Origin of the sequence: Paenarthrobacter sp. YAF11_1 (genome assembly GCF_052113445.1) — a bacterium.
Classification (GTDB): domain Bacteria; phylum Actinomycetota; class Actinomycetes; order Actinomycetales; family Micrococcaceae; genus Arthrobacter.
Genome location: NZ_JBFRDF010000015.1, coordinates 1 through 18,319, shown reverse-complemented (window position 1 = coordinate 18,319; position 18,319 = coordinate 1). Strand labels below are relative to the sequence as shown.

Annotated in this window: 16 protein-coding genes and 1 pseudogene; 11 read left to right on the top strand and 6 right to left on the bottom strand. The window is 61.0% G+C overall.

The window, feature by feature from the left end; genetic code table 11:
• Nucleotides 1-43: 43 nt before the first annotated feature.
• The gene (map, locus tag AB4Y77_RS19400; RefSeq protein ID WP_442015049.1) at nt 44-922 is read right to left on the bottom strand and encodes a type I methionyl aminopeptidase; all 879 of its coding nucleotides are present in this window, start codon (nt 920-922) and stop codon (nt 44-46) included.
• 108 nt (nt 923-1,030) lie between these two features.
• On the opposite strand from map, the gene AB4Y77_RS19395 reads away from it, so the two are divergent.
• On the top strand, nt 1,031-1,195 hold the full coding sequence (locus AB4Y77_RS19395) for an SPOR domain-containing protein (protein WP_011774435.1): 165 nt from the start codon (nt 1,031-1,033) through the stop codon (nt 1,193-1,195).
• Here the strand turns inward: AB4Y77_RS19395 and panB are convergent.
• Complete coding sequence (gene panB, locus AB4Y77_RS19390; protein ID WP_442015048.1) at nt 1,192-2,097, bottom strand: 3-methyl-2-oxobutanoate hydroxymethyltransferase; 906 nt, start codon at nt 2,095-2,097, stop codon at nt 1,192-1,194. The two genes, AB4Y77_RS19395 and panB, sit on opposite strands and share 4 nt — an antisense overlap.
• A 190-nt stretch (nt 2,098-2,287) precedes the next feature.
• On the opposite strand from panB, the gene glnA (AB4Y77_RS19385) reads away from it, so the two are divergent.
• Entirely contained in the window at nt 2,288-3,628 is a 1,341-nt protein-coding gene (glnA, locus tag AB4Y77_RS19385; RefSeq protein WP_311214432.1) for a type I glutamate--ammonia ligase, read from the top strand.
• Between the two features lie 9 nt (nt 3,629-3,637).
• Nucleotides 3,638-6,649: a bifunctional [glutamine synthetase] adenylyltransferase/[glutamine synthetase]-adenylyl-L-tyrosine phosphorylase gene (locus AB4Y77_RS19380; protein ID WP_442015047.1), complete on the top strand. Its 3,012-nt coding sequence runs from the start codon at nt 3,638-3,640 to the stop codon at nt 6,647-6,649.
• Here the strand turns inward: AB4Y77_RS19380 and AB4Y77_RS19375 are convergent.
• The gene (locus tag AB4Y77_RS19375) at nt 6,646-8,133 is read right to left on the bottom strand and encodes an arylsulfatase (protein WP_442015046.1); all 1,488 of its coding nucleotides are present in this window, start codon (nt 8,131-8,133) and stop codon (nt 6,646-6,648) included. The two genes, AB4Y77_RS19380 and AB4Y77_RS19375, sit on opposite strands and share 4 nt — an antisense overlap.
• 60 nt (nt 8,134-8,193) lie before the next feature.
• Here AB4Y77_RS19375 and AB4Y77_RS19370 point away from each other — a divergent pair, with 60 nt between their 5' ends.
• The 4 genes from AB4Y77_RS19370 to AB4Y77_RS19355 all read left to right on the top strand — a co-directional run bounded on the left by AB4Y77_RS19370 (nt 8,194) and on the right by AB4Y77_RS19355 (nt 10,008).
• Complete coding sequence (locus AB4Y77_RS19370; protein WP_442015045.1) at nt 8,194-8,763, top strand: GNAT family N-acetyltransferase; 570 nt, start codon at nt 8,194-8,196, stop codon at nt 8,761-8,763.
• Between the two features lie 54 nt (nt 8,764-8,817).
• Nucleotides 8,818-9,033 carry a hypothetical protein gene (locus AB4Y77_RS19365; protein ID WP_026542533.1) on the top strand — a complete coding sequence of 72 codons (216 nt, stop codon included), beginning with the start codon at nt 8,818-8,820 and terminating at the stop codon, nt 9,031-9,033.
• A 59-nt stretch (nt 9,034-9,092) separates the two neighbouring features.
• The gene (locus AB4Y77_RS19360) at nt 9,093-9,320 is read left to right on the top strand and encodes a hypothetical protein (protein ID WP_442015044.1); all 228 of its coding nucleotides are present in this window, start codon (nt 9,093-9,095) and stop codon (nt 9,318-9,320) included.
• 337 nt (nt 9,321-9,657) lie between these two features.
• Complete coding sequence (locus tag AB4Y77_RS19355; protein ID WP_311214437.1) at nt 9,658-10,008, top strand: hypothetical protein; 351 nt, start codon at nt 9,658-9,660, stop codon at nt 10,006-10,008.
• 72 nt (nt 10,009-10,080) lie between these two features.
• Here the strand turns inward: AB4Y77_RS19355 and glnA (AB4Y77_RS19350) are convergent, their stop codons facing one another.
• Nucleotides 10,081-11,505, bottom strand: coding sequence for a type I glutamate--ammonia ligase (gene glnA / locus AB4Y77_RS19350; RefSeq protein WP_089594519.1), 1,425 nt, complete (start codon nt 11,503-11,505; stop codon nt 10,081-10,083).
• 323 nt (nt 11,506-11,828) lie between these two features.
• Here glnA (AB4Y77_RS19350) and AB4Y77_RS19345 point away from each other — a divergent pair, with 323 nt between their 5' ends.
• On the top strand, nt 11,829-12,266 hold the full coding sequence (locus AB4Y77_RS19345) for an RDD family protein (RefSeq protein ID WP_311214438.1): 438 nt from the start codon (nt 11,829-11,831) through the stop codon (nt 12,264-12,266).
• An 83-nt stretch (nt 12,267-12,349) separates the two neighbouring features.
• Here the strand turns inward: AB4Y77_RS19345 and AB4Y77_RS19340 are convergent, their stop codons facing one another.
• The gene (locus tag AB4Y77_RS19340) at nt 12,350-13,111 is read right to left on the bottom strand and encodes a DUF4191 domain-containing protein (RefSeq protein ID WP_442015043.1); all 762 of its coding nucleotides are present in this window, start codon (nt 13,109-13,111) and stop codon (nt 12,350-12,352) included.
• Nucleotides 13,112-13,300: 189 nt separating this feature from the next.
• Between AB4Y77_RS19340 and AB4Y77_RS19335 the strand changes: the two genes are divergently transcribed.
• Genes AB4Y77_RS19335 through AB4Y77_RS19325 form a run of 3 tightly spaced genes read left to right on the top strand, consistent with a single transcriptional unit; the run spans nt 13,301 to nt 18,040 of the window.
• Nucleotides 13,301-15,325 (top strand): CDP-glycerol glycerophosphotransferase family protein, encoded by a 2,025-nt coding sequence (locus AB4Y77_RS19335; protein WP_442015042.1) that lies wholly within the window; start codon nt 13,301-13,303, stop codon nt 15,323-15,325.
• A complete protein-coding gene (locus AB4Y77_RS19330; RefSeq protein WP_442015041.1) occupies nt 15,325-17,199 on the top strand; it encodes a hypothetical protein in 1,875 nt (624 codons plus the stop codon). The genes AB4Y77_RS19335 and AB4Y77_RS19330 overlap by 1 nt, the downstream gene beginning before the upstream one ends.
• Entirely contained in the window at nt 17,183-18,040 is an 858-nt protein-coding gene (locus AB4Y77_RS19325; RefSeq protein ID WP_311214442.1) for an acyltransferase, read from the top strand. Before AB4Y77_RS19330 ends, AB4Y77_RS19325 begins: the two co-directional genes overlap by 17 nt.
• Before the next feature lie 51 nt (nt 18,041-18,091).
• Here AB4Y77_RS19325 and AB4Y77_RS19320 read toward each other — a convergent pair.
• A pseudogene (locus AB4Y77_RS19320) lies at nt 18,092-18,319 on the bottom strand (lipoyl synthase); the annotation flags it as partial.

Below are 18,319 nucleotides of genomic sequence, written 5' to 3'. Positions count from 1 at the left end.
GGGCATGGCGCAGCCGCCCGGGCTGCTGGACCTTCCGAAGAGCTCAGGGAAGGGTAAGGATTTCCGCGCCGGTCTCAGTAACCAGCAGGGTGTGTTCGAACTGGGCCGTGCGCTTGTGGTCCTTGGTGACGACTGTCCAGTCGTCGGCCCACATGTCCCATTCGATGGTGCCGAGCGTCAGCATGGGTTCAATGGTGAAGACCATGCCTGCCTCGATCACGGTGTTGTACGCCGGGGCTGCGTCGTAATGCGGAATGATGAGGCCCGTGTGGAAGGCCTCACCCACGCCGTGGCCAGTGAAGTCCCGCACCACGCCGTAGCCGAAGCGTTTGGCGTAGGACTGGATGGCACGGCCGATTACGTTGATTTCGCGGCCAGGGGCCACGGCCTTGATGGCCCGGTTGAGCGACTCCTGCGTACGCTCAACCAGCAGACGGGATTGCTCATCCACGTCGCCAACCAGGAAAGTGTAGTTGGTATCCCCATGGACTCCACCGATGAAGGCGGTGATGTCGATGTTCAGGATGTCGCCGTCCTGCACCACGGTGGAATCGGGGATCCCGTGGCAGATGACTTCGTTCAGCGAGGAACACAACGACTTGGGAAAGCCACGGTAGCCAAGCGTGGAGGGATAGGCCTTATGGTCCAGGAGGAACTCGTGGCCGATTTTATCCAGGTAGTCCGTGGTGACGCCGGACTCCAGGTGCTTGCCGACCTCGACGATCGCCTGGGCAGCGATTTTGCCGGCGATGCGGATCTTCTCGATGGTCTCCGCCGACTTCACCTCGGAACCTGTGAACTTGGCCGGCGCCTTCTTGCCGACGTACTCGGGCCGCGGAATAGAGGCCGGGACAGGCCGCTCGGGGCTGACGGTTCCCGGTGTGAGGGCGCCGATGGGTGCAGTCGAAGCAAGAGAAGGCATAGATTGATCATATAAGGCACACAAGAGACGTAAGTAACAAAGGGTGGCTGGGTTCCTGTGACCCCGCCAACGTTACGCGTCCAGCCGCCCGAGGACCGAGGAGGAGACGTGACGGAGTACTGGTACAACGTCAAGACGCACGAGATCGAAGAGGACGCCATGTCCGATTGGACCCAGCTGATTGGCCCCTATAAAACCAGGGAAGAAGCCGAGCACGCCTTGGAAAAGGTTAAGGCCCGAAACGATGCCTGGGACGCCCAGGACGACGACTAGAAGGAATGCTCAGGTCCGGGAAACTGCCCGGACCTGACGTCCTCACCGTAGGCTGCGGCTGCGTCGCCCAGGGTGGTGCGGAGATCAGCGTATTGCTTGACGAACTTGGCCATTTTGCCTCCCCGCAATCCCGCCATGTCCTGCCACACGAGGACTTGGCCTGTAGTGGTGTTGCCCGCACCGATACCTACGGTAGGTACCCGCAGCGCGGCATCGACGGCGGCTGCCGTTTCCGCCGGAACCATTTCCATGAGCACGCTGAAAGCTCCGGCGTCCTGCAACGCAACGGCGTCGTCCACGAGGCGTTGTGCGTCGTCTCCGCGGCCCTGGACGCGATAGCCGCCCAAAGAATGTTCGCTTTGCGGGGTAAAGCCAATGTGGGCCATGACGGGGATGCCGGCCTGGACCATGGCTTTGACGGTGTCCGCGTAATAGGCGCCGCCCTCGATCTTGACCGCGTGCGCCAGGCCTTCTTTGAGGAACCTGACGCCTGTAGCAACTGCGTGCCCTGGCGAAACCTCGTAGCTTCCGAAGGGAAGGTCCGCCACGATCAGGGCCCGCTTGGCCGCCCGGCTCACCGCTCGTGTCAGGGGCAGGAGTTCGTCCACAGTGACCGGCAGGCTCGTCTCGTTGCCGAAGACGTTGTTGGATGCCGAGTCGCCGACGAGGAGGACTTCGATTCCGGCTTGGTCAAAGATCTCCGCGGTGTACTGCTCATAGGCAGTCAGCATGGCGAAGCGCCCGCCATTGTCCTTGGCCTGCTGGAGGTGGTGGATCCTGACTCTGCTGATCGGCTTTCCAGTGCTTGAAGCGGGCGTCGTGGCAGCAGTTGCCGGGCCGGTCCCGTACGGTGCGGGAACTTCGGCGGGCGTGGTGGACTCAGGGAGGTTGCTCGGGGCCATGGGTAGAGCCTAAGGGGTGCCGACGACGCCTGCCACCAGTGTGCCAAGCGTCACTGAATGTAAACGCTGTGTTACGCGCGGGTACTGCTGCGGCATAAGCACCGAAGTCTTAGTAGAGTGAAGGCTGAGTTGTCGTGGCTCCAAACCATTGGAACCAGCGGCATGGACACTGAATCGGAAAAGAGGCCCTATGGACCGCCAGCAAGAGTTCGTTTTGCGGACGATCGAAGAGCGTGACGTGCGCTTCGTACGCTTGTGGTTCACCGACGTCGTGGGTTCCCTTAAATCGGTGGCGCTTGCGCCTGCCGAGGTTGAAGGAGCCTTTGAAGAAGGCCTCGGCTTTGACGGTTCAGCAATCGAGGGCCTCGCCCGCGTCTTTGAGTCCGACATGCTCGCCCAGCCGGATCCGTCGACTTTCCAGATCCTGCCGTGGCGCGGTGAGACGGAGCAGACATCGCGCATGTTCTGCGACGTCCTGACTCCTGATGGTGAACCCTCTGCCGCTGACCCCCGCAACGTCCTCAAGCGGACCCTGGCCAAGGCTGCAGACATGGGGTTCACGTGCTACACCCACCCCGAGATCGAGTTCTACCTGCTCAAGTCCAAGGACCTCGGCCCCGATGGCTCTCCGGTTCCCGTGGATGAGGGAGGCTACTTCGACCACGTTCCGGGCGGCGTTGCCCAGGACTTCCGCCGTACGGCTGTCACCATGCTCGAATCCGTCGGCATCTCCGTGGAATTCAGCCACCATGAAGCCGGCCCGGGCCAGAACGAGATCGACCTCCGTTACGCGGATGCGTTGCAGACCGCTGACAACATCATGACCTTCCGTACGGTCATCAAGGAGGTCGCGCTCCAGCAGGGGACATACGCCACCTTCATGCCCAAGCCATTCACCGACCACCCCGGCTCCGGCATGCACACCCACTTCTCCCTGTTCGAGGGCGATACCAACGCGTTCTTCGAAGCCGGAGCTGAGTTCCAGCTGTCCAAGACGGCACGCCAGTTCATCGCGGGAATCCTGAAGCACGCGCCCGAATTCACGGCAGTCACCAACCAGTTCGTGAACTCCTACAAGCGGCTTTGGGGCGGCGGCGAGGCGCCGAGCTACCTGAGCTGGGGACACAACAACCGCTCCGCCCTTGTCCGCGTTCCGCTGTACAAGCCCGGCAAGGGCCAGTCGGCGCGCATCGAGTACCGCGGGATCGACTCCGCCACCAACCCTTACCTGGCCTACGCTGTCCTGCTGGGCGCCGGATTGAAGGGCATCGAGGAAGGCTACGAACTTCCCGCTGCAGCAGAAGACGACGTCTGGTCGTTGACCACCGCTGAGCGCAGGGCCATGGGGCATGCGCCGTTGCCCGCCAGCCTCCACGACGCCATCCGCGCCATGGAGGAATCAGAGCTTGTGGCCGAGATCCTGGGCGAGCAGGTCTTTGAGCACTTCCTGCGCAACAAGCGCGCGGAGTGGCAGGATTACCGCCTCCAGGTCACGCCGTACGAGTTGCAGCGCAACCTCGGCATTCTGTAGGCAGGGCCAATGAGCCTTGCACGTCGGCTCATTTCAGCCGGTTTCAGTGATCTCGAAAAGGCAGAACGTTTCCTTGCTGCTCCTGAGCTTGAGGGCATTGACCAGGAAGCGCTCTTTGCCGGGCTCTCCATGTCGGCGAGCCCGGACACGGCGCTGCAATCGCTGGTCCGGCTCCTCGAGAAGAATCCCGGGCTGAAGAAGCTGGCTGCGGCGGAGCAGGACACCAGCGAGCCCATGTACCGTCTGTTGGGCGCTTCCGAGGCGCTGGGGGAGTTCCTCATGCGTCGGCCGGAACATCTGGATGTCTTCGATGTCCGCGTCAGCCCGGAGCCCCTCCAGGCCTCCAGCGAAGAGCTCCGGGCCATGCTGCTCCGTTCCGTGAAGGCCGAACCCGGAGCCCAGCGCCCCGTGGCCGGGATAACGGGGATGCCGGCCTATGCGGCCCTTCGAAGCGCCTATCGACGCGGTCTGACAGAGCTGGCCATCAAGGATCTTTGTGCCGCATCGCCCCAGGACTTCATGCCGGCTGTCGGAGCCGAGCTGGCCGACCTTGCCGGTGCCGCCATCGAGGCTGCCCTCGCCGTGTCCCGGGCCGAAGCGGCCGGACAGTACGCTGCAGCGGAGATCGCCGACGTCGGGCTTGCCGTCATGGGGATGGGCAAATGCGGCGCCCGCGAACTGAACTACATCTCCGACGTCGATGTCATCTACGTCATTGAGGCAGGGGAGCTGGAGGACGCGCGGGCATCCACCATTGGTACGGCCCTGGCGTCCGGGATTTCCCGTGCGATTTCCTCGTCGGCGCCGGAGCCCGGGCTGTGGGAAGTCGATGCCAACCTCCGTCCCGAAGGTAAATCGGGGCCGTTGGTCCGAACCTTGCCCTCCCATCTCAGCTACTACGCACGCTGGGCAGAAAGCTGGGAGTTCCAAGCGCTCCTGAAGGCACGGACCATCGCCGGCGACCGCGAACTGGGCCAGCGCTATGAGAAGGCAGTGGAACCGCTGGTGTGGGCCTCCGCAGGCCGTGAGGGGTTCGTCGAATCTGTGCAGGCGATGCGCCGCAGGGTCACCGATTACATTCCCGCGGCCGAGGAACAGCGCCAGATCAAGCTGGGGCGGGGCGGCCTTCGCGATGTCGAGTTCACCGTCCAGTTGCTGCAACTGGTCCATGGAAAATCCGATGAATCCCTTCGATGCAGGGACACCACGTCAGCCATTGCCGCACTCTCTGCCGGCGGCTACATTGGCCGTTCGGATGCGGCCGCTTTCGACAACGCCTACCGGTACCTGCGCTTGCTGGAGCACCGGATCCAGCTTTTCCAGTTGCGGCGAACCCACCTCATGCCTGTGACAGAGGACGCCCAACGGTTCCTTGCCAAGGCCGTCCTGGGGCCCTTCTCGCTGGAGCGGCCCCATCCGGACCAGCTGATGGCTACGTGGCAGAAGACCAAAAAAGCCGTGCGGGAGCTGCACGAGCGCATCTTCTACCGCCCCCTGCTCAATACTGCGGCCAAGCTGAGCAGCGAGGATGCCAAGCTCAGCCCCGAGGCAGCGCAAGGCCGGCTTGCTGCCCTGGGTTACTCGGATCCGCAAGGAGCCATGCGGCACATTGAAGCACTGACGGCCGGAGTCAGCCGGCGGGCGGCGCTGCAGCGGCAGCTTCTTCCCATTTTGCTGGGCTGGCTCGCAGAAGGCGTGGACCCCGACGCCGGTCTGCTCGCCTTCCGCAGGGTCAGCGAAGCGCTTGGAACCACGCACTGGTATTTGGGTCTGCTGAGGGATTCGCAGGCGGCGGCGGAACGCTTGTGCCAGGTGCTGGCCAATTCCCGGTTGATTTCTGACCTGTTGGAAGTGTCCCCGGAATCCGTAGCCTGGCTGGGCAGCGACAAAGAGCTGGTGCCCATCAGCTTCGAAGCCCAGTGGCAGGAGATCCAGTCCAAGCTTTCCCGCCACCCGGATCCCGAAAGCGCCATGAGGCTCATTCGCTTGATCCGGCGCCGCGAGATTCTGCGGACAGCGATTGCCGACAGCTCCGGATTGCTGGACCAGGACGCGGTTGGTCTTGCTCTGGCCGAAACGGACCGGGCCGCTGTCCTGGGGGCGCTTCATGTAGCCGAATCCGTCATTGCCGGCGATGGTCCGCTGAAAACCGATGTCCTGGTGGTTGCCATGGGGCGGCAGGGCGGACGGGAGATCGGTTACGGCTCGGACGCCGACGTCATCTATGTGCATCGCGCCCGGCCCGGGTTCTCTGATGCAGAGGCCCAGGAGCAGGCGACGGCGATTGTCGCTAAAGTCTCCAGCTTCCTCACCCAGCCACTCAAGCCGGCCATCATGGCCGAACGTGTTCTCATGGTGGACGCGGACCTGCGGCCCGAAGGCAAGAACGGTGCCATGGTCCGGTCGCTGGAGTCTTATGCGGAGTACTACCGCCGGTGGTCGCTGATCTGGGAGGCCCAGGCGCTGCTGCGGGCGCGCCCCATGGCAGGTTCTGATGAGCTGGCTGCCGATTTCGTCAGGCTTATTGATCCGATCCGTTACCCACGTGAGTTGGCGGAGCAGGATGTGCGGGAAGTCCGTCGAATCAAAGCGCGCGTGGAGTCTGAACGTTTGCCGCGAGGTGCTGACCCTGCGCGTCACGTCAAGCTTGGGCGCGGCGGGCTGAGCGACGTCGAGTGGTTGGTCCAGTTGATCCAGCTGCAGCACGCCGGCCAGCATCCGGAGCTGCAGACCAGTTCGACGCTTGAGGCCCTCGCCGCGGCGGAAAAGCTGGACTTCATTGGCCACGACGACGCTGCGCTGCTGCGGGATGCATGGCGGTTTGCCAGCCGGATACGTTCAGCGAATGTGATCGTCACGGGACGGGCTTCGGACCTTTTGCCGTCATCTCGCAAGGACCTTGAGGCTGCGGCGCGGTGGTGTGGATATGCGCCGGGAAATGCCGGCCAGTTCGAAGAGGACTACTTACGGCTCAGCCGGAGGGCCAGGGGCGTGTTCGAGAAGGTCTTCTACGGCAATTAGCCAAGGGGAAGGGCCGCGTCGGCCTTTTCCCGGGCATGCCGCAACATGGAGACCACCGGAACGCCGGGCACCAGCTTGCCGTTGACCACGTAGCCTTCTTCGCGGTCCCGGAGTGTCTCCACCATCCGATCCCGCCAGCGGTGCAGTTCAGCGTGGCGCGCGGGGTCGTCGGCGAGGTTAAAGCGTTCCTGCGGGTCGGCGTCGAGGTTGAACAGTTCTTCTGTTCCTTTTCCGGACCCCCAAATGTATTTGTGGTGTCCGTCGGTCAACCAGTGCAGGTTCTGCCCCCAGTAGACGTGTTCGCCGTGCAGGACGTCCCGGACGGATTGGGTGTTCTCGCCCCGCACCAGTGGCGCAAGGGACTTCCCATCCACGGAGTCCGGGATGGACAACCCGGCAAGATCCAGCAGGGTGGGCATGATGTCCCGCAGTTCCACCACGTGGTCCACCACGGCCCCACGCGCTGAGTCCTTTGCTGCAGGTGAGTTGGCGATAATGAAGGGAATGCGGGCGGAACCTTCGTAAGGCACGGCTTTGCGGAACATGTGGTGGTCGCCCATCATTTCACCGTGGTCGCTGGTGAAGGCTATGACGGTGTTGTGGTCAAGGCCAAAATCCGCCAAGGACTCTTTGATCCGGTTGATCTGCAGATCGATCTGCGCCATCAGGCCGTAGTACCCAGCCCTGGCACGGTGGACCACATGGTCCGGCATTCTGCCATAGCTTGCTTGGTAGTCGCCGTCCCTCCGGTTCTCATCCCAGTGGTGCTCCCAGTTGCCCACCACGGCCTCATAGTCAGGGATGCCGAGGTACTGCTCAAACGCCCACGACGGCGGGTCGTACGGTGGGTGCGGACGGTGGAAGGAAAGGTAGAGGAAGAAGGGCTTCACGGGATCACGGCGTTGCATCCATTCAATGGCCTGCGTTCCGATCCACTGTGTAGGGTGCAGGTTCTCCGCCTTGTCCCAGGGCCGGGCGACAATTGAGTTGCAGTTCACTCCGTGATCGAAATACTCGGCATCCGGGCCTATCCCCGGTTGCCTCCGGAGCCACGGGACGTAGTCATCAAACATGGCGAAGTGCTGTTGGTGTTGCCGCCGCGCGTGGTGAAGGTAGCCATCATGGAGGATCACGTCGTCGAAGCCGAGCCTTGAGCGTTCGGGCCACACATGCATCTTTCCGATGGCTTGGGTGTGGTAACCGCCCTTCCTGAACTCGTCCTGTACGGTCACCGGGTGGACAGCGTGAAACGGTATGCCGTCGTTATACCCCACCCGGCCGTGCCGTTCCTGCGACTGGCCTGTAAACAGGGCCGCGCGGGCAGGGACACAGGATGGCGTAGCAGAATAGCCTTTGGAGAACCGCACGCCGCTGCGGGCGAGTTCGTCAAGATGGGGTGTTTCGACGTGGGGATGGCCGCCCGAGGACAGGCAGTCGCCCCTCCATTCATCCACGCAGATCAGAATGACGTTCGGCCGGTTCATGGAGAGGTTCCTTCGACGTAGGGAACTGTTGTGACAACCTTAGTAGGAAGACCCCGGAAAATGCTCGAATATGACTCGGAAGATCTGTTTTCGAGCGTGAATGATCACCATGGTGTGGGTGATGTGTGGCTTATTCCCCTAAAGCTTCTGGACGATGACGCGCGGGCCATTCAGCTGGGTGCCGTGGCTGCGCTGTCCATCGAGGCGGGGCAGCGCGAGTTCGTTGGCGACCCCCTCCGGATGATGCTGCTGGGCATGGAGGAAGAGTCCCGCCTGCCGTACGTCATTGAGTCAGGGGGGCTGGCGGTGGGTGTACTGACCCTCCAATGCGGGGCTGGGGGATTGGCGGGTTGGTCCGACGACGATTCAGCGTGGCTTCTCAGGGGCTTCCTGATCGACTCGGGAAGCCAAGGGCGCGGCCTGGGAACAAGGGCCGCGCGTGCGGCAGTGGAGGAGGCGCGCAAGCTGACGGCCCGGCTGGGCGGCGGCCAGGCCGGCGTCGTGCTGTCCGTTAACGAACGCAATCCGGCGGGCCATGTTGCTTACGGCAGGGCCGGCTTCGTCGATGCAGGCAGGTACCTGGGCGGCAGTTCCGGTCCGCAGCGGATCATGTACAGGGCCTTCGACTGATGCTGGTGTCAACATTGGTTGACGGTCTCCATGTTGTCAACTATGGTTGACGACATGGAGGTGGATCGAATGAAGACACTGGTGGGATCGATGGATGGAATGGGCCCGGCTGAGGCACTTTACGCTGTAGCGGAACTTCAGAAGGAAGTGGGGCGGCGGGAAGCTTCGCTGGTACGTGCGGCCAGGCAGTCCGGGTTGTCATGGGAGGCGATAGCCCTTTGCCTGGGCGTCAGCAAGCAGGCGGTGCACAAGAAATACGGCAAGCAGTAGAAGAACTATCCCTGCTGAGGGTCTGGTCCCGGGCGGCTGGGGTCGTTTAGGATTCTCCCGTGACAATCAGTGTGGATTCCGATGGTGCAGCTTTCTCCAACATGTGCTGTTTCCGCTGCGAGCAGGCAGGGCCGCACTGGTCCTCTCGTCACGGCCGTGCCGGTACTTTTGTCTGCCGGCGCTGCTTTGCCACCTTCTCCGATAACGAACCTGCTGCCATGGCCGGGGGAGTTGTCAGCCCGGATCCGGCGACCTTAGATGAGCTGCGTTTTTACGAATCCAAGTAGTCGAGGCGCCTGGCAGCCGAAAAAACGAGTACACGCTACTCGTGTCCCCGCTATTGCCGCGGGGGCAGCATGGTGGTTATGACAACGTATGTGATTGAACCAGCGGCCCTGCTCCATCGCTGCCAGTGCTGCGGCGAAGAAACCGACCGGGTGTTCTGCACTGACTGTGCGGCGCCGGAAGTCCCGGGACAGGCGCCCAGAACCGAGCACTGATCGCGTCGCGCCCGTGAGTGCCGCCGCTGCCGGGTCTTGGTGGGGCATCAAGCTGCGCAGACGCTAAGTATCCTTATAGACTTCTTGTGTCACTGTTCACTGTTCACGAGGCAGAGGAAAGTCCATGGAATACAAGGGAAGTTCGACAGAGAAGACCGTCCTTGCCGGGGAGTTGGACCGGCGCCATGTGGGTCAGTCCGTGAGCTTTCAGCCCAATGACTTCACTGTGGTTTTCGGAACCATCGCAGGCATTGCGCGAACCGAAGCGTTGGTCTACCTGTCGCTGGATGGAGTCGGCGGYGGTACCCACCTGAAGGATGAATACGACCTCCCGATAGACCACAAGGTCTACCTTCAGCTGGATCCGCTCGGCAGCGCCGAAAAGGGTCTGTCGGAAGCTGCCGGTTTCGTCAAGGAGAAACTGGATGAGATCGCAAGGAACATCCGCGAACGCGATCAGGATAAGACTGAGTAGTTGGCTCACTAAAAAGGCGATCCCCGGTCCATGTGGACCGGGGATCGCCTTGGTTAATGCTTGTGGTGGAGCTTAGACGCCGTAGTAGAGCTCGAACTCGTACGGGTTCGGGCGCAGCGACAGCGGGCGGATCTCATTCTCGTACTTGTAGTCGATCCAAGTATCGATGAGGTCCTGGGTGAAGACGCCGCCGGCCTGCAGGAACTCGTTGTCCTCGCGAAGGGCCTCAAGAGCTTCTTCCAGGGAGCCCGGAGCCTTGGGGATGTCCTTGGCTTCCTCGGCCGGGAGCTCGTAGAGGTCCTTGTCGATGGGAGCCGGGGGTTCAATGCGGTTGCGGATGCCGTCGATGCCGGCCATCAGCTGGGCAGCGAACGCCAGGTAAGGGTTGGACGAGGGGTCCGGTGCGCGGAACTCGATGCGCTTGGCCTTCGGGTTGGTGCCCGTGATGGGGATACGGATACCTGCGGAGCGGTTACCCTGCGAGTAGACCATGTTCACGGGGGCTTCGAAGCCCTTGACCAAACGGCGGTAGGAGTTGACCGTCGGGTTGGTGAAAGCCAGGACTGCCGAAGAGTGCTTCAGCAGGCCGCCGATGTACCAGCGGGCCATGTCAGAGAGGCCTGCGTAGCCCTTCTCGTCATAGAACAGCGGGTCGCCGTTGCTCCACAGCGACTGGTGGCAGTGCATGCCCGAGCCGTTGTCGCCGAAGACAGGCTTCGGCATGAAGGTGACGGACTTGCCCCAAGCATCGGCAGTGTTCTTGATGATGTACTTGAACTTCTGCAGGTCATCAGCAGCCGCGGTCAGCGTGGTGAACTTGTAGTTGATCTCAGCCTGGCCGGCGGACCCAACTTCGTGGTGGGAGCGCTCAACCTCAAGGCCGGCCTTGTCCAGCTCGATGCACATGGCGTCGCGAAGGTCGGCCTGCTTGTCCGTGGGGGAGACCGGGAAGTAACCGCCCTTGACGGGGGTCTTGTACCCGAGGTTTCCGCCCTCTTCCTTACGGCCGGTGTTCCAGTGGGCTTCTTCAGAGTCGATCTTGTAGAAGCTGCCCTGCGGGGAGGACTCGTACTGGATGTTGTCGAAGACGAAGAACTCGGCTTCAGGAGCGAAGAACGCGGTGTCGGCGATGCCTGTGGAGGCCAAGTAGGCTTCAGCCTTCTCGGCTACGCCACGGGGGTCGCGGTGGTAGGGGTCACCGGTGCGGGGGTTCACGATGGAGAAGTTCAGCGCAAGCGTCTTCTCGATGCGGAACGTGTCGATGAAGGCCGAGGTCACATCCGGGATGAGCTGCATGTCGGACTCAGCGATGCCCTGGAAGCCGCGGATGGAAGAACCATCGAAGAGCTGGCCATTGACGAAGAAGTCAAGGTCAACGCTCTTGGCCGGCACATTGAAGTGCTGCTGGACACCAGGAAGGTCGGTGAAGCGGATATCGACGAATTTGACGTCTTCGTCTTTGATGAACTTGAGGACTTCGTCCGCAGTCTTGAACATCTATGCTCCTTATGCATATCAAGTAACAGGCCCGGAAGGCCGCGTGGTGCAGCCCATGCCAAAGCTCCGGAGACACAAAACATCCCCTTGCAATGGTGGCTGGCAACTCATACCACCATAGGGAGATGGGATTTCCCGGGGGTGTCAGTATTGTTTCCGGCAGGTTACAGAATCATCTGTTGTGTAAACGGTAGTCGGCTTCCCGGTGTCTGGTCCACGTCGGTCCGGTGGGCGAACACCGCCGCCCAACAAACAACCCTGGCGGCCGCTTCCGGAGCTGTGGGAGGTCGGACACCGAGCAGCCCAGCCGTTAGGCTTAAGGGGTGGTTGACAGAAAAGACATTGGCTCTTGGTTGAGCGGTCCGGATACGTCCGGAATCTCCAAATATCCCGGCGAGAGACTTGGGTTGCCGGAGTCGGGTCCCGGCTCCACCGCGCGCGCTGGTCGCCGTATCCTGGGCATCGTTGTGGATTGGACCATTGCGTTGGTCATCAGCAACTTCGCCTTCGGCGGCAACCAGTGGGCTACGCTGGCCATTTTCGCCGTCGAGCAGATTCTCTTGATTGGCACTCTGGGCTACAGCATCGGACACAGGATCGTCGGTATCCACGTGGTTCGTTTGGGTGGTGCTCCGGCCGGCCCGGTGGCCGCAGTGGTACGGACGATCCTCTTGTGCTTGGTTATCCCGGCGGTCGTCTTTGATCCCGACCAACGTGGCCTGCACGATAAAGCCATGAACACCATCCTCATACGGATGTAGGCATCCTTCCCGGCAACGGGACGACAAAAAACCGCTGCTCCCCGATTCGGGGAGCAGCGGTTTTTTCGTAGCCACGAACAGTGTCAGCGTCCGCGTGCGGCCTTGCGGTCAGGGCGCGCTTTGTAGGGATCGATGCCCTTGGGGATCGGCAGGCGGTTCCCCAGGGAGTTGATGCGCTTGCTGACTGCGTTCACTTCAATCTTGGTGAGCTCGTTCTTGAGCTTGCCCATGGTTTTTGCCAGCTTGTTCAGGGGCACTTGGCCTTCTCCGCGTCCGGATTCCAGGACGTGGATGGTGACGTTCGGGAGAATCCGGGCAAGGCGCTTGCGCTCTGCATCCACAAGGGGCTTGACACGGTGCGTGGGGCCTTCGCTGACAAGGACAACGCCCGGGCGGCCAATGGCCATGAAGACTGCGTCCTGCGTGCGGGGGTTGACAGCTACAGGCTGGTCCTGTGTGACCCAACCGCGGCGGAGGGTTCCCAAAGCGGCACCAGAAGCGCCCGGCTGGTTCTCGATCTGCGCGAAGGCGGCCTTTTCGGCCCTCCGGGAAAGGATGAACACCGCTGCCAGAAGACCCAGCGGAATACCAATGATCAGGCCTGTGACCCAGTTCTCCAGGATGAAGCCGATCAAGAATGCGACAGCTACCACGGCAAGGAACGCCAGCACCATGATCCACACGACCTGGGGATCATTCCGTCGGGTCATTTTGAAGACTTCAGCGATTTGCTTCAGCTGGCTAGGCTTCTTTGCCTTGGCTTCCTTGGGCTTGCGCTGGAACAGCCCACGCTTGGGTGCGTCGGCCGAAGGGGTCGAGTTGCTGGAATCAGGGGAGTTCGCCATAGTGCCTTAATTCTACGTGATGTACGCCCAGACACCGGACGCCTTGTGGAACCTGGCCGGGCCACAGGCGATTCATTCTTAAATTCTTCGTCATGATCCAGCCCGCTGTGTCACTTGGTTTAAGTGACTCCCAAGCGCCGGAGTGACTCGATACTGCGCATTTCCCACGTTCGATCCCCTAGGAACCACATGCCCGATTTGCCGCCACTGCTCACCATCGTCCTGGAGGAAACCGGACAACTCGACCGCGAGTCAGCCATGTACCGGCGATTGATAGCTGCGCGCCTACGCCTTGAATCGCATTTCGTTGTCCTCCATGTGGCCGAGTCCTTGACGACGGCCGTCATTGCCAGGCTTTGCCGGCAGATCGACAGCAAGTACGTCATCTTCATGCGGACATCCCATCTCTTGTCTGCGAACTACGTGGCCACCCTCTTCGAATACCTCAAGTCGCGCACCGTCTATCTTGCCGAGCCCGTCATGTACACAGGCCCCATCCCGAAGAACGTAGCCGGAACCAAGCTCGACGACGCCTACCACTACGCCCGCGACACCGACGTCTTTGGCAGTGCCTTCAACACGAGGAGACTGTCCGACGCGCTGGAGGCGCTCGGGGATGTGGATCGCTCCGCCATCTACACCAGCTATCGGATGTATTGGTCCATAGCGAAGGTCAGGCCGCTCACCACAGGTTTCTCAGTGGCATCGGACACCAAGGCAGCGATCGGCCTGAGGATTGCTGCTGAAGCCAACCGCCTGTTGCCGGTGATGCCCGTTCACTCCAAGGAAATCAGGCTGCAGGTCCTGCGCTATGTTGCACTGTTCCTCAGGGGGATCCGGGGGCAGAAAGCGACGTCCATTACCTTGAACCATCTTCGGGACTTGGTCAGCGGCTTCGAGCTGATGGAGCTACTGGCAATGGTGGAGCCGCTGCAACCTTTCGAAGCCGCCTGGATCCGCTGGCTGGATGACCCGGCAGACGGCAGGCAGTTCTACAAACAACTCAGCAACAAAGACTCCTACCTGGTTTTCAGCCATAAGCCAGATGACACCGGCAGCGGGATCCCGCTGTATGAGTTGCTCTTTAACGAGGAAATCCTGACGATCGGAAAGTGTTATCTGGCACGCAACCTCAGGTCCGGCCATGCCAGGCCAGGGAGCTACAACTTCTATAACAGGCCAATCCGCCCCTCCTCGACCATCCTTTTCTTCGACCGGCCACATCAAGCAGACGACAATGCCGAGCATCTGTATGAGTACTTCACTGCGAAGCATCCCGAATTCGCCCATGCGTATTTCGCGATCAACCCCAAGTCGCCCGATTGGGAGCGCCTTGAGGCCAAGGGCTTCAACCTGATCTCCATTTTCACCAAAGAGTTCTATGAGAAGTTCCTCATATCAGACCTTGTGGTGTCCTCTCAGATCTACAACATCAGGTACCGGGGAAAATCGTTCGCCAACTCCCGGTTTGTCTACCTCCAGCATGGAATCCAACTCAACGACATGTCCGACTGGGTGCTCTCCAAGTACTTCGACGTGTTCGTCGCCACGGGCAGGATCGAAGCGGACTACATGAGCAAATTGGCGCCGGTTGAGACCCTGAACAGCGGATTGCCGCGATATGAGTCCCTGGCCCGTGATGTCCACGGACAACAGCATCTTCTCTTGATGCCCACATGGCGTTTCAACCTGCACCAGGCATCGACTGAGCACTTTGTCCAGTCGAGCTACTTCCATGCCATTGATGCCTTGCTCTCGGACCCACGGCTCATGAAGTTCCTTGAGGACACAGACCGGATCATGCACGTGAAGCTGCACCCCAACGTAGAAAAGCGTGCAGGCCAGTTCAGGTTCACAGACCGCATTGTGAGGTCTGATTTGACCTACAGGGAGGCCATACGCGCCGCTGAACTCGTAGTGACCGACTACAGCTCCGCGGCTCTCGACGCGGCCTTCGTTGGCACCCCCATCGCGTATTACCACTGGGATGCAGTGGACTTCTTCAACGACCAACCCTACGAAAGCCGCCTCGATTACACCGAGGACGGCCTTGGCCCGGTGTTCAGTGAGCACTCCGAGCTGGTGAACCACATCGTCGGGGAGGGATTCGCCGTCGAGGACCCCAAATACATCCGGCGTCGTGAGCGCTTCTTTGAGGGAGTGGACCCAGCACGCATCAACGAAAAGATCGTCGAAAGGATGTTGAGTCTCTGATGGCGTTGATTCATGGCTTCAAGAGGAGCATCACCAAAGCGGGGCGGGCGGCGGCCTACTCACCTGCCGGGCTGGAGGTTGCCAGGGCAGTCCTGGCAACCCGTGCTGATTCACCTGTGCGGCGCTTCATCAAGGCCAAGGGCCTGGAGGGGAGGCTCCGCCGGGTGGCCTCCGAAAGCCTCCCGCAAGGGGTCTACTTTGCCAAGCTGACCCTGGGCAATTGGGAGGCGTGGAACGGGCAGCAATTCAGGCTTCTCCAGGACGGGAAAGTTGTCTATGGAAACATGGTGGAACCACCGGCCCGGGGCTTCCCCCTTGAATACCGCAATATCATGGTCACCTCGGACGATGTCTCCCGCTTCGCCGTCGATATCGACGCGCCATATGAGCTGATGATCGGGCGGGGCGCGTTCACTACGCAACAGCAGGTTGCCTACGATGAGCAGTATGGTGTGGAGCAATACGGGGACGTGTTTTACTCCTTGCGCGGCAACACAACAAACCCGAAAAAGATGCTCATCACCTTCCCCGGGTTTGGCCCCTCGACAACGCGGATTTCCTACGCGGTAAGTTACCTCAAGGACCTCACGGAAACGGACCTGCAGGACACCTTGATGGTGTGCTTCCAAGACCGCTACCTGGTGGCCGGTTCCTACATGATGGTGGACAACGCGGGCAGGTCTTTGGAGAGTCGCGTTGGGGGAGCCATTGAGGGGCTGCGGAGCCGGTTCCACATTGATCGAAAAGAGATGCTCTTCTTCGGAGCCTCCAAGGGCGGTTCCATTGCCATCCACTATGCCAAGGACTATCCCGGTGCTGCCATGCTGCTTGCAGTGCCGCAAATGAACCTGCCGTACTACTTTAACAAGCCGTTCTTCAAGGACAACCTCTTGCAGAACCGTGCCCTGCGCGATGTCGGGCAACCAGAGGACCGCCTCCGCCGGTATTTCGCGGAAGGACGCAAAATTGATTATTTTTATTCGAACTCCGATGAGCTGAGCAACCACTCACTGATCGAGTTGGCCTCCGACATACCCAATCTCTCGAAATACCGCATCAATGGCGGACACTCCGATGTCGCCAGGGCCGCGCTTCCTGCCATGTTGTGCATCATCCGGAGTTTCCTCAGCCACCAGGTGAAGGAACACTTCGCCTGCGAAGAGATGCGTACCTTCCGCTACGGCCAGACCCTCCAGGTGCAGGTCCGGATCGACGCCGAAGCCTCCATGGTCGCTGGGGCCAACTGGTTCATCGCCGGGAGCTCGGGGAGAACACGGTTCCTGCAGCTGATGACGGACCATTCCTACCACTTCGTTAAATACACCGCAGGGGAGCAGAGCCTCTTCCCGGCCTATGACCCCGTTACCCAGCTCTCCGAGGTCATCGCCATGAAGGCCGACGGAACCACGTGGACGGCCGCTCTGCCTGCGGCTGTAAAACCGGGAACCCAGGTGCAAAAGACGAACTTAAGTTTCCAGCCGCTGACTCTTGAGACAGAAACCACGCAAGAGTACGCAATACTCGACGGCGACACCGTCGCCCGCTTCCGTTATGACTGCCGTGCTCTGGCCGGTGACGGAGACACGATGGAAATCCATTTCGTTGCCACTACAGATTCAGTGAGTGCAGACGTCCCTGACTGCAGCTCTCGAAGCGCTTTCAAGGCTGTAGTTCAACCACTTGATGGCTGGGCATTGGCGGACATCGCAGCGCTGAGGTTTGTCATCGCCGCCGGAGTCCAGCGCTTGTTGTTGATCGTCCACGAAGACACGCACGCCGATGCTGCGGAGGTCCTGTCCGGCATCGACTGGGAAGACACCAGTGTTGTGCTTGCTGACTCCGGGGAGGTGTTGGCCGGTGCAGGACACCACTGATTCACCCAGCAGTGCCCAAGCGCCAAAAAACCAGATCATCCGGTCTTACGCGGACGTCGCCGCGATTCAAGACAACGTAGTGCACCTCAAGGAAACGCCCGGTTCTGAATTCACCTCATCCAGCGTGGAATTCGCGGGAACCGGAAACGTTCTGTTCATTGAGGACGGAACAAGGCTGCGGAACACAAGGCTCCGTTTCCTGGGGAACGACGCCGTCATCCATCTCCGGAAATCCCATGGGTTCATCAGGCTGATTGTGACGGTATTCGAAGAGTCCGTGTTCTATTTGGGGCCCGGTGCTACTTTCACGGCCGAAGCACGCGTCCTCCCCACTGAACGCAAGCACGTGATCGTGGGCCGGGACGCAATGTTCTCGTCGCGGGTTGCCTTCAGGACGGCCGACCCTCATTTGATCTACTCAGTGGAGCACCATCAGCGGGTCAATCCAAGTGAATCCATTTGGGTGGGAGACCATGTCTGGTTGGGGGAAGACACGCTCCTTCTCAAGGGAGCCAAGGTGGGTTCCGGCAGCATTCTTGCTGCCCGTGCCTTGATTACCAAGAATGTCCCATCCAACGCTACTGCCGCAGGTGTGCCCGCCAGGATTGTCAGTAAAGGCATCTTCTGGACCCGACCATCCGTGCACGGGTACACGGCGGCCCAGACGGAAAAGAGCCTTATCCACACGGGGGACGAGTTCATCTTCGCCCCCGACGAACAGGTCATTGACGTCCCCACCTTGGAACGCAGCTTGGACGCTGCTACCTCTGGCATCGGGCGGGCCGCTTGGTGCTTCCAGTTGGATCACATGGGCGCCAGGAACCGGTTCTACCGCGGGTGAAACAACTCAGCCGCGCCGCCTGGTGGGGCGACGCGGCTGAGGGCGGTTTGCCTACTTGTGGGCGGCGAGGATGGTGGAGGCTTCTTGGCGGGTGGTGCCGGAGGATTCGATATGGGCCAGGGCGGCCGGGATTTCCCAGCCCTTCTTCCGCATCGCGGTGGCCCAGAGGCGCCCGGCCCGGTACGAGGACCGCACCAACGGCCCGGACATCACACCAAGGAAACCGATCTCCTCGGCCTCGTGCTGGAGGTCCACGAACTCCTGCGGCTTGACCCACCG

Excerpts from the sequence above, each read along its gene's own strand:
- map (WP_442015049.1), bottom strand. The coding sequence starts at position 922 with ATGCCTTCTCTTGCTTCGACTGCACCCATCGGCGCCCTCACACCGGGA.
- panB (WP_442015048.1), bottom strand. The coding sequence starts at position 2,097 with ATGGCCCCGAGCAACCTCCCTGAGTCCACCACGCCCGCCGAAGTTCCC.
- glnA (WP_311214432.1), top strand. The coding sequence starts at position 2,288 with ATGGACCGCCAGCAAGAGTTCGTTTTGCGGACGATCGAAGAGCGTGAC.
- AB4Y77_RS19380 (WP_442015047.1), top strand. The coding sequence starts at position 3,638 with ATGAGCCTTGCACGTCGGCTCATTTCAGCCGGTTTCAGTGATCTCGAA.
- AB4Y77_RS19375 (WP_442015046.1), bottom strand. The coding sequence starts at position 8,133 with ATGAACCGGCCGAACGTCATTCTGATCTGCGTGGATGAATGGAGGGGC.
- AB4Y77_RS19370 (WP_442015045.1), top strand. The coding sequence starts at position 8,194 with ATGCTCGAATATGACTCGGAAGATCTGTTTTCGAGCGTGAATGATCAC.
- AB4Y77_RS19365 (WP_026542533.1), top strand. The coding sequence starts at position 8,818 with ATGGAGGTGGATCGAATGAAGACACTGGTGGGATCGATGGATGGAATG.
- glnA (WP_089594519.1), bottom strand. The coding sequence starts at position 11,505 with ATGTTCAAGACTGCGGACGAAGTCCTCAAGTTCATCAAAGACGAAGAC.
- AB4Y77_RS19340 (WP_442015043.1), bottom strand. The coding sequence starts at position 13,111 with ATGGCGAACTCCCCTGATTCCAGCAACTCGACCCCTTCGGCCGACGCA.
- AB4Y77_RS19335 (WP_442015042.1), top strand. The coding sequence starts at position 13,301 with ATGCCCGATTTGCCGCCACTGCTCACCATCGTCCTGGAGGAAACCGGA.
- AB4Y77_RS19330 (WP_442015041.1), top strand. The coding sequence starts at position 15,325 with ATGGCGTTGATTCATGGCTTCAAGAGGAGCATCACCAAAGCGGGGCGG.